18 protein-coding genes are annotated in these 12,024 nt (G+C 56.6%); 16 read left to right on the top strand and 2 right to left on the bottom strand.

Annotation, left to right across the window (positions count from 1 at the left end):
* Positions 1-80: 80 nt before the first annotated feature.
* The 15 genes from rpsG (at position 81) to J2X15_RS10730 (ending at position 10,171) form a co-directional block, all read left to right on the top strand.
* Positions 81-554 carry a 30S ribosomal protein S7 gene (gene rpsG, locus J2X15_RS10800; RefSeq protein WP_310342548.1) on the top strand — a complete coding sequence of 158 codons (474 nt, stop codon included), beginning with the start codon at positions 81-83 and terminating at the stop codon, positions 552-554.
* 144 nt (positions 555-698) lie between these two features.
* Positions 699-2,801: an elongation factor G gene (fusA, locus tag J2X15_RS10795; protein WP_310342546.1), complete on the top strand. Its 2,103-nt coding sequence runs from the start codon at positions 699-701 to the stop codon at positions 2,799-2,801.
* 111 nt (positions 2,802-2,912) lie between these two features.
* Positions 2,913-4,103: an elongation factor Tu gene (gene tuf / locus J2X15_RS10790; protein WP_310342543.1), complete on the top strand. Its 1,191-nt coding sequence runs from the start codon at positions 2,913-2,915 to the stop codon at positions 4,101-4,103.
* Positions 4,104-4,126: 23 nt separating this feature from the next.
* On the top strand, positions 4,127-4,441 hold the full coding sequence (gene rpsJ, locus J2X15_RS10785; protein WP_068674876.1) for a 30S ribosomal protein S10: 315 nt from the start codon (positions 4,127-4,129) through the stop codon (positions 4,439-4,441).
* A gap of 200 nt (positions 4,442-4,641) precedes the next feature.
* Positions 4,642-5,316, top strand: coding sequence for a 50S ribosomal protein L3 (rplC, locus tag J2X15_RS10780; protein ID WP_310342537.1), 675 nt, complete (start codon positions 4,642-4,644; stop codon positions 5,314-5,316).
* A complete protein-coding gene (rplD, locus tag J2X15_RS10775) occupies positions 5,316-5,936 on the top strand; it encodes a 50S ribosomal protein L4 (protein ID WP_310342534.1) in 621 nt (206 codons plus the stop codon). Before rplC ends, rplD begins: the two co-directional genes overlap by 1 nt.
* 8 nt (positions 5,937-5,944) lie before the next feature.
* The gene (gene rplW, locus J2X15_RS10770; RefSeq protein WP_105261719.1) at positions 5,945-6,268 is read left to right on the top strand and encodes a 50S ribosomal protein L23; all 324 of its coding nucleotides are present in this window, start codon (positions 5,945-5,947) and stop codon (positions 6,266-6,268) included.
* Positions 6,269-6,270: 2 nt separating this feature from the next.
* The gene (gene rplB, locus J2X15_RS10765) at positions 6,271-7,095 is read left to right on the top strand and encodes a 50S ribosomal protein L2 (protein WP_105261718.1); all 825 of its coding nucleotides are present in this window, start codon (positions 6,271-6,273) and stop codon (positions 7,093-7,095) included.
* 11 nt (positions 7,096-7,106) lie between these two features.
* Positions 7,107-7,385 (top strand): 30S ribosomal protein S19, encoded by a 279-nt coding sequence (gene rpsS, locus J2X15_RS10760; protein WP_094476242.1) that lies wholly within the window; start codon positions 7,107-7,109, stop codon positions 7,383-7,385.
* A 10-nt stretch (positions 7,386-7,395) separates the two neighbouring features.
* A complete protein-coding gene (gene rplV, locus J2X15_RS10755; protein ID WP_075585605.1) occupies positions 7,396-7,725 on the top strand; it encodes a 50S ribosomal protein L22 in 330 nt (109 codons plus the stop codon).
* A 16-nt stretch (positions 7,726-7,741) separates the two neighbouring features.
* The gene (gene rpsC, locus J2X15_RS10750) at positions 7,742-8,638 is read left to right on the top strand and encodes a 30S ribosomal protein S3 (RefSeq protein ID WP_310342522.1); all 897 of its coding nucleotides are present in this window, start codon (positions 7,742-7,744) and stop codon (positions 8,636-8,638) included.
* A 2-nt stretch (positions 8,639-8,640) separates the two neighbouring features.
* Positions 8,641-9,057, top strand: coding sequence for a 50S ribosomal protein L16 (gene rplP, locus J2X15_RS10745; protein ID WP_029708121.1), 417 nt, complete (start codon positions 8,641-8,643; stop codon positions 9,055-9,057).
* Positions 9,058-9,073: 16 nt separating this feature from the next.
* The gene (rpmC, locus tag J2X15_RS10740; protein WP_310342506.1) at positions 9,074-9,283 is read left to right on the top strand and encodes a 50S ribosomal protein L29; all 210 of its coding nucleotides are present in this window, start codon (positions 9,074-9,076) and stop codon (positions 9,281-9,283) included.
* Positions 9,284-9,293: 10 nt separating this feature from the next.
* Positions 9,294-9,563, top strand: coding sequence for a 30S ribosomal protein S17 (rpsQ, locus tag J2X15_RS10735; RefSeq protein ID WP_105261715.1), 270 nt, complete (start codon positions 9,294-9,296; stop codon positions 9,561-9,563).
* Positions 9,564-9,664: 101 nt separating this feature from the next.
* Positions 9,665-10,171, top strand: a complete 507-nt coding sequence (locus J2X15_RS10730; RefSeq protein WP_310342503.1) for a peroxiredoxin — start codon at positions 9,665-9,667, stop codon at positions 10,169-10,171.
* Positions 10,172-10,229: 58 nt separating this feature from the next.
* On the opposite strand, the gene J2X15_RS10725 is transcribed toward J2X15_RS10730, so the two are convergent.
* Together J2X15_RS10725 and J2X15_RS10720 are read right to left on the bottom strand one after the other, a co-directional pair.
* A complete protein-coding gene (locus J2X15_RS10725) occupies positions 10,230-10,739 on the bottom strand; it encodes a GNAT family N-acetyltransferase (protein ID WP_310342502.1) in 510 nt (169 codons plus the stop codon).
* The gene (locus J2X15_RS10720) at positions 10,736-11,392 is read right to left on the bottom strand and encodes a cytochrome b/b6 domain-containing protein (RefSeq protein WP_310342500.1); all 657 of its coding nucleotides are present in this window, start codon (positions 11,390-11,392) and stop codon (positions 10,736-10,738) included. Before J2X15_RS10720 ends, J2X15_RS10725 begins: the two co-directional genes overlap by 4 nt.
* 182 nt (positions 11,393-11,574) lie before the next feature.
* On the opposite strand from J2X15_RS10720, the gene J2X15_RS10715 reads away from it, so the two are divergent.
* Positions 11,575-12,024 (top strand): c-type cytochrome, encoded by a 450-nt coding sequence (locus tag J2X15_RS10715; protein WP_310342497.1) that lies wholly within the window; start codon positions 11,575-11,577, stop codon positions 12,022-12,024.

The following is a 12,024-nucleotide window of genomic DNA, read 5'->3' as shown; positions in this document are numbered from 1 at the left end:
CGGGTCGAGTAAGTGAGAGTCTTATTGATTAACTCTCGCGGTGCTTGCAAAAGCACCAACTGAAGCAAAGAGGTGAAAAAATGCCACGTCGTCGCGAAGTCCCTAAACGTGAAATTCTGCCGGATCCCAAGTTCGGCAACGTAGAGCTGTCCAAATTCATGAACGTGATCATGGAAGGCGGCAAGAAGGCGATCGCTGAGCGCATCATTTATGGTGCACTCGAACTGATCGCCAAGAAGCACCCTGACAAAGACCCGGTGGAGGCATTCACTGTGGCCATCAACAACGTCAAACCCATGGTGGAAGTGAAGTCCCGCCGCGTGGGTGGTGCCAACTACCAGGTGCCTGTGGAAGTGCGTCCTGTCCGTCGTCTGGCTTTGTCCATGCGCTGGATCAAGGAAGCCGCACGCAAGCGCGGTGAGAAGTCCATGGCCCAGCGTCTGGCCAACGAAATGTTGGAAGCCACTGAAGGTCGTGGCGGTGCCATGAAAAAGCGTGACGAAGTTCACCGCATGGCTGAAGCCAACAAGGCCTTCTCCCACTTCCGCTTCTAAGCGGACTCCGCGGCTTTCAAGTGTCGGGATGGCCTTGGCAGCGCAATGGCGCTGTCATTTTGGCCGACCACACTTTGAAGGCCGCACGCCATGCTGCGCTGTGCAGCTGGCGGTTTACAGAATTTGATCAACCAAGGATCCATCATGGCTCGCACTACCCCCATTGAGCGCTACCGCAATATCGGTATTTCTGCGCACATTGACGCCGGCAAAACCACTACCACCGAGCGTATTTTGTTTTACACCGGTGTGAACCACAAAATTGGTGAAGTGCACGATGGTGCGGCCACCATGGACTGGATGGAGCAAGAGCAAGAGCGTGGCATCACGATCACCTCCGCTGCAACCACCTGCTTCTGGAAGGGTATGGACACGTCCTTCCCCGAGCACCGCATCAACATCATTGACACCCCCGGACACGTGGACTTCACGATTGAAGTGGAGCGTTCCATGCGTGTGCTGGACGGCGCTTGCATGGTGTACTGCGCCGTGGGTGGCGTGCAGCCCCAGTCTGAAACCGTGTGGCGTCAGGCGAACAAGTACAAGGTGCCCCGTCTGGCCTTTGTGAACAAGATGGACCGTACTGGCGCCAACTTCTTCAAAGTTGTGGAGCAAATGAAGCTGCGCCTGAAGGCCAGCCCTGTGCCGATCGTGATCCCCATCGGCGCTGAAGAAAACTTCACTGGCGTGGTCGATCTGCGCAAGATGAAAGCCATCATCTGGGACGAAGCGTCTCAGGGCATGAAGTTCACTTTCGAAGAGATTCCCGCTGAACTGGTGGCAACCGCCAAAGAGTGGCGCGAAAAGATGGTCGAAGCTGCGGCTGAAGCCACTGAAGAACTGATGAACAAGTACCTGGAAGAAGGTGACTTGACGGAAGAAGAGATCACCGCCGGTTTGCGCGCGCGCACCATCGCTGGTGAGATTCAACCCATGTTGTGCGGTACTGCGTTCAAGAACAAGGGCGTGCAGCGCATGCTGGACGCCGTGATCGAACTCATGCCTTCTCCTTTGGACGTGAAAGCCATCAAGGGCTTTGACGAAGACGAAAAGGAAACCACTCGCAAGGCCGACGACAACGAAAAATTTGCCGCTTTGGCGTTCAAGTTGATGACCGACCCGTTCGTGGGCCAACTGACCTTCGTGCGTGTGTATTCCGGCGTTCTGAAGAAGGGCGACACCGTCTACAACGCGGTGCGCGGCAAAAAAGAGCGTATCGGTCGTATCGTGCAAATGCACGCCAATAACCGTGAAGAAGTCGATGAAATCCGTGCCGGCGACATCGCCGCTTGCGTGGGTCTGAAGGACGTGACGACTGGTGAAACCCTGTGTGATCCCAATGCGGTGATTACGCTGGAGCGCATGGTGTTCCCGGACTCCGTGATCCGCCAAGCCGTGGAGCCCAAGACCAAGGCTGACCAGGAAAAAATGGGTATTGCTCTGAGCCGCTTGGCTGCAGAAGATCCTTCTTTCCGCGTGCAAACCGACGAAGAGTCGGGCCAGACCATTATCGGTGGTCAGGGTGAGTTGCACCTGGAAATTATTGTCGACCGCATGAAGCGCGAATTCGGCGTGGAAGCCAACGTGGGCAAGCCCCAAGTGGCCTACCGCGAAACCATTCGCAAGCAAGTGACTGAAGTCGAAGGCAAGTTCGTGCGTCAGTCCGGCGGTAAGGGCCAATACGGTCACGTAGTGCTGACGGTTGAGCCCAACGAGTCTGGTAAGGGCTTTGAGTTCGTCGACGCGATCAAGGGTGGTGTGGTTCCTCGCGAATACATCCCAGCGGTTGAAAAGGGTGTGGTCGAAGCGTTGAACCAGGGCGTGCTGGCGGGTTACCCCGTTGTGGACGTCAAGGTGACTCTGACTTTCGGCTCGTACCACGATGTGGACTCGAACGAAAACGCGTTCAAGATGGCTGCTATCTTCGGTTTCAAGGAAGGTTGCCGTAAGGCCAGCCCCGTGATTCTGGAGCCCATGATGGCTGTGGAAGTGGAAACGCCTGAAGACTACGCCGGTAACGTGATGGGTGATCTGTCCTCTCGCCGTGGCATGGTCCAGGGTATGGATGACATGGTTGGTGGCGGCAAGGCCATCAAGGCCGAAGTGCCCCTGTCCGAAATGTTCGGTTACTCCACGACCCTGCGCTCGATGTCGCAAGGTCGTGCCACGTACACGATGGAATTCAAACACTACGCGGAAGCCCCGCGTAACGTGTCTGAAGCCATCATGGCAGCACGCGCAAAGTAATTTGTATTTGTCTGCGACAGTGTGCCGCTCTGTGCCCGTGCGGAGCGAACCAGCAACATTGTGCAGACATAAAACCAACACACGGGTATAGCTCTTTTGGAGAATTGAAAAATGGGTAAAGAAAAATTCACACGAACCAAGCCACACGTCAACGTAGGCACGATTGGCCACGTGGACCACGGCAAGACCACCTTGACTGCTGCTATCACCACCGTGCTGGCAGCCAAGTTCGGCGGCTCTGCCAAGGCGTACGACCAGATCGACGCAGCACCTGAAGAAAAAGCACGCGGCATTACCATCAACACCGCCCACGTGGAATACGAAACGGCCAACCGCCACTACGCCCACGTGGACTGCCCAGGACACGCCGACTATGTGAAGAACATGATCACTGGCGCTGCCCAAATGGACGGCGCCATCCTGGTGTGTTCCGCTGCGGACGGCCCCATGCCTCAAACCCGCGAGCACATCCTGTTGGCTCGCCAGGTTGGCGTGCCTTACATCATCGTGTTCCTGAACAAGTGCGACATGGTGGACGACGCTGAGCTGCTGGAACTGGTCGAAATGGAAGTTCGCGAACTCCTCGACAAGTACGACTTCCCTGGTGACAAGACCCCCATCATCCACGGCTCTGCCAAGCTCGCCATTGAAGGCGACAAGGGTGAGTTGGGCGAAGGCGCCATCATGAAGCTGGCTGACGCACTGGACACCTACATCCCCCTGCCCGAGCGCGCAGTGGACGGCGCCTTCCTGATGCCCGTGGAAGACGTGTTCTCCATCTCCGGCCGCGGCACTGTGGTGACCGGCCGTGTGGAGCGCGGTATCGTCAAAGTCGGCGAAGAAATCGAAATCGTTGGTATCACTGACACCCAGAAGACCACCTGCACGGGCGTGGAAATGTTCCGCAAGCTGCTGGACCAAGGCCAGGCTGGTGACAACGTCGGTATCTTGCTGCGCGGCACCAAGCGCGAAGACGTGCAGCGCGGCCAAGTGCTGTGCAAGCCCGCTTCGATCAAGCCACACACCCACTTCACTGGCGAAATCTACGTGTTGTCCAAAGACGAAGGTGGCCGTCACACGCCCTTCTTCAACAACTACCGTCCCCAGTTCTACTTCCGTACAACGGACGTGACTGGTGCCATCGAACTGCCAGAAGGCAAAGAAATGGTGATGCCTGGTGACAACGTGTCGATCACTGTGAAGCTGATCAACCCCATCGCCATGGAAGAAGGCCTGCGCTTCGCCATCCGCGAAGGTGGTCGTACCGTCGGCGCCGGTGTGGTTGCGAAAATCATCGCGTAATTCGCGTTCATTAAGGAATTACGATGGCTGCCAAACAAAAAATCCGCATTCGCCTGAAGGCGTTTGACTACAAGCTGATTGATCAATCGGCTGCTGAAATCGTCGACACCGCCAAGCGCACCGGCGCGATTGTCAAGGGCCCCGTGCCTTTGCCAACCCGCATGAAGCGTTTTGACATCCTGCGTTCACCTCACGTGAACAAGGCCAGTCGCGACCAGTTTGAAATTCGTACGCACCAGCGTCTGATGGACATCGTTGACCCCACAGACAAAACTGTAGACGCGCTGATGAAGCTCGATCTGCCAGCTGGCGTGGACGTTGAAATCAAGCTGCAGTAAGAAATAGTGGCCATGGACGCAAGTCCAGGGCTTCTGACTAGCGGGAAAAGCAGGGGGCTTGTGCAAATCACAAGCCCGCGCTATACTCGCTGGCTCTGCTCCATGTGCTTTTGCGCGTGGGTAGAGTTTTATTAACAGTCTCTCACGCAAAAACGCTGTAGCCAATTGAAGTTGCAGCGGTGGGAGTTACGGAGAAAACAATGAGTCTTAGCAATCACTTAGGGTTGCTGGGTCGCAAGGTTGGCATGATGCGCCTATTCACCGATGACGGGGATGCAGTTCCTGTTACGGTGGTAGACGTGTCGAACAACCGCGTGACGCAGGTCAAAACCCAGGAGAACGATGGCTACGTTGCCTTGCAGGTAACGTTCGGTGCACGCAAAGCTTCGCGTGTGACCAAGCCTATCGCTGGCCACCTTGCCAAAGCAGGTGTTGAAGCCGGTGAAATCATCCAGGAATTTCGCGTAACCGCTGATGCAGCCGCAAAGTACACCGCTGGTGCTACTGTGCCCGTTGCTGATGTGTTCGTTGTTGGTCAAAAAGTGGACGTGCAAGGCACCTCCATTGGTAAAGGCTTCGCCGGTACCATCAAGCGCCACAACATGAGCTCGCAACGTGCATCGCACGGTAACAGCCGTTCGCACAACGTTCCCGGTTCTATCGGTATGGCACAAGACCCAGGTCGCGTGTTCCCCGGTAAGCGCATGACTGGTCACTTGGGTGATGTCACCAAAACCACGCAAAACCTCGATGTGATCCGCATCGACGAAGCGCGTCAGTTGCTGTTGATCAAGGGTGCGATCCCCGGTGCAGCAGGTGGTTTTGTGACCGTCCGTCCCGCAGTCAAGGCTAAAACAGCGAAAGGAGCGAACTGATGCAGCTCGAACTCCTGAATGACCAAGGTCAGGCTACGTCGAAATACGACGCGCCAGAAACCGTGTTTGGTCGCGCATACAACGAAGACTTGGTTCACCAAGTGGTGGTGGCCTTCCAGGCCAACGCGCGTCAAGGCACCCGTGCCCAAAAAGACCGCGAGCAAGTCCATCACTCGACCAAGAAGCCTTTTAAGCAAAAGGGAACGGGCCGCGCCCGTGCCGGTATGACTTCCTCGCCACTGTGGCGCGGAGGCGGCCGCATTTTTCCTAACATGCCCGATGAAAACTTCGGTCAAAAGATTAACAAGAAAATGTACCGCGCAGGTATGGCTTCCATCTTGTCTCAGCTGGCCCGCGAAGGCCGTCTGGCAGTGGTTGACTCCCTGAAGGTGGATTCTCCCAAGACCAAGCCATTGGCAGCCAAATTCAAGGCGATGAACCTTGAGTCCGTGCTGGTGATTGCTGACGAAGTGGATGAAAACCTGTACTTGGCATCTCGCAACTTGGTGAACATCCTGGTGGTTGAGCCTCGCTATGCAGATCCCCTATCGTTGGTGCACTACCGCAAGGTGTTGGTGACCAAGGCTGCCATGGACAAACTCAAGGAGATGTTCGCATGAGCGCCCGTATGAACAACACGTCGAAAGTCAAGTACGACGAAGGTCGTTTGATGCAGGTTCTGGTTGCTCCCATCGTGTCTGAAAAGGCAACCATGGTGGCTGAAAAATCCAATGCTGTGACGTTCAAGGTGCTGCAAGACGCTACCAAGCCCGAAATCAAGGCCGCTGTGGAATTGATGTTCAAGGTGGAAGTGCAAGGCGTTTCTGTGGTGAACACAAAAGGCAAGGCCAAGCGCTTTGGCAAATCGAATGGCCGTCGCGACAACGTTCGCAAAGCCTACGTGATGCTCAAGCCTGGCCAAGAGCTGAACCTTGGTGGGGAGGCCGCGTAATCATGGCTGTCATTAAAATGAAACCTACTTCTCCAGGCCGTCGTGGCGTGGTGAAGATTTCGCGTGACCACCTGTACAAGGGTGCCCCTCACGCTGCGTTGTTGGAACCTCAATTTCAGCAAGCCGGTCGTAACAACAACGGCCACATCACCACTCGCCACAAGGGCGGTGGACACAAGCACCACTACCGCGTTGTCGACTTTGTTCGCAACAAGGATGGCATTCCCGCCAAGGTGGAACGCATTGAGTACGATCCCAACCGCTCTGCGCACATCGCTCTGGTGTGCTACGCAGACGGCGAACGCAAGTACATCATTGCCCCCCGTGGTCTGGAAGTCGGCGCAACCATCATGAATGGTTCCGAAGCTCCTATCCGCGTTGGCAACACTTTGCCCATCCGCAATATCCCAGTGGGTTCCATCATCCATTGCGTGGAATTGCAAGTGGGCAAGGGCGCACAGATCATCCGCTCTGCCGGCACATCTGCCACCCTGTTGGCCCGTGAAGGCACTTACGCCCAGGTTCGCGTTCGCTCCGGTGAGGTTCGCAAGATCCACATCGACTGCCGCGCAACCATTGGCCAAGTCGCCAACGAAGAGCACAGCCTGCGCCGCCTGGGTAAAGCCGGTGTGAAGCGCTGGATGGGTATTCGCCCAACCGTTCGCGGTGTGGTGATGAACCCGGTTGACCACCCGCACGGTGGTGGCGAAGGCAAGACAGGCGAAGGCCGTCATGCAGTCGATCCTTGGGGTAATCTGACCAAGGGTTACCGTACCCGTAACAACAAGCGCACGCAGGTCATGATCGTGTCGCGTCGCAAGAAGTAAGGGGTAGGTAAATGACTCGTTCTCTCAAAAAGGGTCCCTTTGTGGACCACCACCTGGTAGCCAAGACCGAAAAGGCCGTGGCAACCAAGGACAAGAAGCCGATTAAGACTTGGTCGCGTCGTTCCATGATCCTGCCCGATTTCATCGGCTTGACCATTGCTGTGCACAACGGCAAACAGCACGTGCCTGTCTATATCACCGATCAAATGGTTGGCCACAAGTTGGGTGAGTTCGCTCTGACCCGTACTTTCAAGGGTCACCCTGCGGACAAAAAAGTCCAGAAGAAATAAGGAGGTGACCATGGAAACTCGTGCAACCCTTCGTGGCGTCCGTTTGTCGGTAGACAAAGGTCGTCTGGTCGCGGACCTGATCCGTGGCAAAAAAGTTGACCAAGCTCTGAACATCTTGCAATTCACACAGAAAAAAGCTGCTGTGATCATCAAGAAGGTTCTGGAGTCCGCCATTGCCAATGCTGAGCACAATGACGGCGCCGATATCGACGAACTGAAGGTGAAAACCATCTACGTCGAACAAGGTGCTTCTCTGCGTCGCTTCACAGCACGTGCCAAAGGCCGTGGCAATCAAATCCGCAAGCCCACGTGCCACGTGTACGTGACGGTTGGTAACTGAAAGAGGCCAGGAAGATATGGGACAAAAAATCCACCCAACCGGCTTTCGCTTGGCGATCAGCCGTAATTGGTCTTCTCGTTGGTACGCTAGCAACCGTGATTTCGCGGGCATGCTGGCCGAAGACATCAAGGTGCGTGAGTACCTGAAGGCCAAGTTGAAGAATGCTTCGGTTTCGCGCATTCTGATCGAGCGTCCTGCCAAGAACGCACGTATCACCATTTTCTCGGCTCGTCCGGGCGTGGTGATCGGCAAGAAGGGCGAAGACATCGAAAACTTGAAGCGCGATCTGGGCAAGCAATTGGGCGTGCCAGTGGCAGTGAACATCGAAGAAGTGCGCAAGCCCGAAATCGATGCGAAGCTGATCGCTGACAGCATCACCCAGCAGCTCGAAAAACGTATCATGTTCCGCCGTGCCATGAAGCGCGCCATGCAAAACGCCATGCGTTTGGGCGCCTTGGGCATCAAGATCATGTCGTCCGGTCGTCTGAACGGCATCGAAATTGCCCGTACCGAGTGGTACCGTGAAGGCCGTGTGCCATTGCACACCCTGCGCGCTGACATTGACTACGGAACTTCCGAAGCCAAAACTACGTACGGCATCATCGGTGTGAAGGTCTGGGTTTACAAGGGTGATACCTTGGGCCGTAACGATCTGCCCGCTGCTGTGGAGCCTCGTTCTGAAGAAGAACGTCGTCCACGTGGTCCCCGCCGCGATGACCGCGGTGGTGCCCGTCCAGGTGCTGACCGCGCCGCTCCCCGTGGTGCTCGTCGCCCCGTGGGTGGCAACGCAGCCCCTGCCGATGGCAGCGACAAGCCCGCAGAAGCACTGGGTGCTGATGCAAACAAACCAGCCGTTAAGCGCGTTCGTAAAATCGCCGCGCCAGCTGCAGCAGCTGACGGTAAAGGAGAATAACCATGTTGCAACCCGCTCGCCGGAAATACCGCAAAGAGCAAAAAGGCCGTAACACCGGTATTGCTACCCGAGGAAGCTCGGTCGCATTCGGTGACTTCGGTCTCAAATGTACTGACCGCGGCCGTCTGACGGCTCGCCAGATCGAAGCTGCACGTCGTGCAATTTCCCGTCACGTGAAGCGTGGCGGCCGTATCTGGATTCGCGTGTTCCCTGACAAGCCGATCTCCCAAAAGCCTGCTGAAGTGCGTATGGGTAACGGTAAAGGTAACCCCGAGTACTACGTGGCTGAAATCCAGCCCGGCAAGATCGTTTTTGAAATCGTCGGTGTGCCTGAAGAGCTGGCACGCGAGGCATTCCGTTTGGCTGCGGCCAAACTGCCTCTGCGTACTACGTTCGTGGCACGCATGATTGGCCAGTAATTCAGGAGATATCGACATGACGAAAGCTGCTGAACTGCGCACCAAAGACATCGCCGGACTAACTACGGAAGTCAAAGAGCTGCAAAAAGCCCACTTTGGCCTGCGTATGCAAAAAGCCACGCAACAACTCAACAACACCGCTACGCTGCGCTCCGCGCGCCGTGATATTGCTCGCGCCAAGACTATTCTTGTCGAGAAGCAAAGCGCTGAAAAATCCGCCAAATAAGGAGCGATAAATGACGGAAGCTAAAAAATCCCTCAAGCGCACCTTGATTGGCAAGGTGGTCAGCGACAAGCGTTCGAAGACAGTGACTGTACTGATCGAGCGTCGCGTGAAGCATGAGCTTTACGGCAAGATCGTGGCAAAAACCAGCAAGTACCACGCCCATGACGAAAAGGGCGAGTACAAGTTGGGTGATGTCATCGAAATCACGGAAAGCAAGCCCATTTCCAAGACCAAGAACTGGGTTGCGACCCGCTTGGTGGAAAAGGCTGCTGCAGTCTAAGCCTATCGGCTTCGTTCACTGCAAGTGACTTCAAAACGGCCCACAATGTGGGCCGTTTTCATTGGTACTTTCAAAACGTACTTTCATTCTCAGGAGCACACATGATTCAAGTCGGTCAAACCCTTCCCGCCACCACACTGATGGAATATTCCGAAGTCGAGGGCGAAGGCTGTAGCCTAGGCCCAAACGCTGTTGACGTGGTCAAAGCCACTGCCGGCAAGACCATTGCGCTGTTTGCTCTGCCAGGCGCTTTCACCCCCACCTGCTCGGCGCAACACGTGCCAGGCTATGTGCAGAACGTGGAAGCCTTCAAGGCGGCCGGCGTGGATGAGATCTGGTGCGTCAGTGTGAATGACGCTTTTGTGATGGGCGCATGGGCCCGTGACCAGAAGACTGCTGGCAAGGTCCGCATGCTGGCCGACGGCAGCGCTGCATTTGCCCAGGCTACTGGCCTGACCCTGGACCTCACGGGCCGCGGTATGGGCTTGCGCAGCAACCGCTACTCCATGCTGGTGAAAGACGGCAAGGTGGTTTCGCTGAACGTGGAAGCCCCGGGTAAGTTTGAAGTGAGCGACGCAGCAACCTTGCTCGCCCAAGCCAAGGCCTAAGCACGCCGCGTTTGCGCAAAGCCCTGCCGCATGGTTGTGCAGCAGGGCTTTTTTACGCCTACAGCTCTGCCTTCAGGTAATGCGCACCGGGAATCGGGTTGTAGTAGAACGGTGGCACATCTTCAAACCCGAGTTCGGCATACAGGGCGCGGGCAGATTCCATGTCGTCCAGGGTGTCCAACAGTACGCAGCTGTAGCCCGACTGCCGCGCCGCATCCAGAATGCCCTCCGCCAGCATCCGGCCCAGGCCCAAGCCCCGAAATTCGGGTCGCACATACAGGCGCTTCATCTCCGAGGCATTGGAGTAATCGGCACTGTCCAGCGGACGCAGCGCGCAGCAGCCCGCAAACGCATCGCCGACGACTGCCACCAGCAAGCTGCCGCGTGGTGGGGCGTACTCTCCAGGCAGTTGCCGCAGCTCTGCCTCAAAATTCTGAAAGCACAGATCCACACCCAGGCTGTCGGCGTACTCTTTGAACAGCACGCGTACACCATCCAGGTCAGCGGGGGATTGGGGTTGCAGCAGCCGCGCCTTTTCGGGTGCCTGCAGGGCAGATTCTGGGCTCATTCTGCCCACCGCACCAGGGCGGTGACCAGACCCGCACACAACAGAAAAACAATCAGTGCCAAGGTTCGTGATGCTGCGTCGTCGCGCGAGGGAGGCACGGGCTCTGCCAGCTGCTTGTCGCCGTGCAGCATGGATGCCACCAGGTTGTGCCCCTTTTTGAATTTGTAAAAGAGGATGGCCGCGATGTGCAGCAGCACCAGAACAATCAGGATGATCTTGCCAATGTCGGCGTGGTATTCGCTGGCCAAGCTCACCCACTTGCCGCTCACGAATTTGGTCAAGGGGCCGGAAGAGGAGATCTCGTCGTCACTGAACAGGCCAGTGAAGACCTGCAGCAGGCTGAACCCCAACAGGGCCAGTACCGACAAAAAGCCTAGTGGGTTGTGGCCCACGCTATGCAGTGGGTTACCCTCGCCGCGCAGATAGCGCAGGATAGTGGACGGGCGGTAGACGAAGCTGGAGAAGCGCGACCAGTGTCCGCCCACACAGCCCCACACCAGGCGGAACAGCAGCAGGGTCAGTACGCTGTAACCCAGACGAAAGTGCCACTCGAACGCGCCAGTCTGTCCCGTGAATACCAATGCCACAAAGCACACGGCCAACGCCCAATGGAAGAGCCGCGTGGGCAGGTCCCACACTCTGGTTGTCTGCATAGTTAGTCCCCTGATACAAAGGCGGTACCGACACGCCGCCAAGCGACAATGTAGCACTGCACCGGGCGCAACCGGTGGTCTGCTTGGTACTTACCCTCGGTTACCCGCCGCGTAAGAACTTTTGCGAATTGGCGTTACTCTACCCGCTGGAAATTTCTATCCACCCATCGAGAGGACGACCCATGAAAAAGCTTGTTTCCCCGGTTCTGGCAGTGGCTGCCCTGGTTCTGGCCGTGCCTGCTTCCGCGCAGTTCGCCAAAGCCGAAGACGCCATCAAGTACCGCCGCAGTGCCTTGTTTGTGATGCAACAGAACTTTGGCCGTGTGGCCGCGATGGCAGCTGGCAAAGCGCCGTTTGATGCCAAGGTCGCCGCAGAGAGCGCCGAAGTGGCGGCGTTCATGAGCAAGCTGCCCTGGAGCGCGTTTGTAGAAGGCTCCGACAAGGGCGACACCAAGGCCAAGGCTGAAATCTGGACCGACAAAGCCAAATTCAATGAGAACGCGGAGAAGCTACAGGCTGACATGGCCAAACTCAGCGCCGCTGCCAAAACCGGCAATCTGGACAACATCAAGGCCGCAGTAGGCGCCGCAGGCGGCAATTGCAAGACCTGCCACGACGCGTTCCGCAGCTAG

The organism is Rhodoferax saidenbachensis (assembly GCF_031457975.1).
GTDB classification, from domain to species: domain Bacteria; phylum Pseudomonadota; class Gammaproteobacteria; order Burkholderiales; family Burkholderiaceae_C; genus Allorhodoferax; species Allorhodoferax saidenbachensis_A.
Note: the sequence above shows the minus strand (reverse complement) of the source record. Positions and strands in the feature narration are given on the sequence as shown.

Bases quoted from the DNA above. Each gene is read 5' to 3' on its own strand.
- rpsG (WP_310342548.1), top strand. From the start codon at position 81: ATGCCACGTCGTCGCGAAGTCCCTAAACGTGAAATTCTGCCGGATCCC.
- fusA (WP_310342546.1), top strand. From the start codon at position 699: ATGGCTCGCACTACCCCCATTGAGCGCTACCGCAATATCGGTATTTCT.
- tuf (WP_310342543.1), top strand. From the start codon at position 2,913: ATGGGTAAAGAAAAATTCACACGAACCAAGCCACACGTCAACGTAGGC.
- rpsJ (WP_068674876.1), top strand. From the start codon at position 4,127: ATGGCTGCCAAACAAAAAATCCGCATTCGCCTGAAGGCGTTTGACTAC.
- rplC (WP_310342537.1), top strand. From the start codon at position 4,642: ATGAGTCTTAGCAATCACTTAGGGTTGCTGGGTCGCAAGGTTGGCATG.
- rplD (WP_310342534.1), top strand. From the start codon at position 5,316: ATGCAGCTCGAACTCCTGAATGACCAAGGTCAGGCTACGTCGAAATAC.
- rplW (WP_105261719.1), top strand. From the start codon at position 5,945: ATGAACAACACGTCGAAAGTCAAGTACGACGAAGGTCGTTTGATGCAG.
- rplB (WP_105261718.1), top strand. From the start codon at position 6,271: ATGGCTGTCATTAAAATGAAACCTACTTCTCCAGGCCGTCGTGGCGTG.
- rpsS (WP_094476242.1), top strand. From the start codon at position 7,107: ATGACTCGTTCTCTCAAAAAGGGTCCCTTTGTGGACCACCACCTGGTA.
- rplV (WP_075585605.1), top strand. From the start codon at position 7,396: ATGGAAACTCGTGCAACCCTTCGTGGCGTCCGTTTGTCGGTAGACAAA.
- rpsC (WP_310342522.1), top strand. From the start codon at position 7,742: ATGGGACAAAAAATCCACCCAACCGGCTTTCGCTTGGCGATCAGCCGT.
- rplP (WP_029708121.1), top strand. From the start codon at position 8,641: ATGTTGCAACCCGCTCGCCGGAAATACCGCAAAGAGCAAAAAGGCCGT.
- rpmC (WP_310342506.1), top strand. From the start codon at position 9,074: ATGACGAAAGCTGCTGAACTGCGCACCAAAGACATCGCCGGACTAACT.
- rpsQ (WP_105261715.1), top strand. From the start codon at position 9,294: ATGACGGAAGCTAAAAAATCCCTCAAGCGCACCTTGATTGGCAAGGTG.
- J2X15_RS10730 (WP_310342503.1), top strand. From the start codon at position 9,665: ATGATTCAAGTCGGTCAAACCCTTCCCGCCACCACACTGATGGAATAT.
- J2X15_RS10725 (WP_310342502.1), bottom strand. From the start codon at position 10,739: ATGAGCCCAGAATCTGCCCTGCAGGCACCCGAAAAGGCGCGGCTGCTG.
- J2X15_RS10720 (WP_310342500.1), bottom strand. From the start codon at position 11,392: ATGCAGACAACCAGAGTGTGGGACCTGCCCACGCGGCTCTTCCATTGG.
- J2X15_RS10715 (WP_310342497.1), top strand. From the start codon at position 11,575: ATGAAAAAGCTTGTTTCCCCGGTTCTGGCAGTGGCTGCCCTGGTTCTG.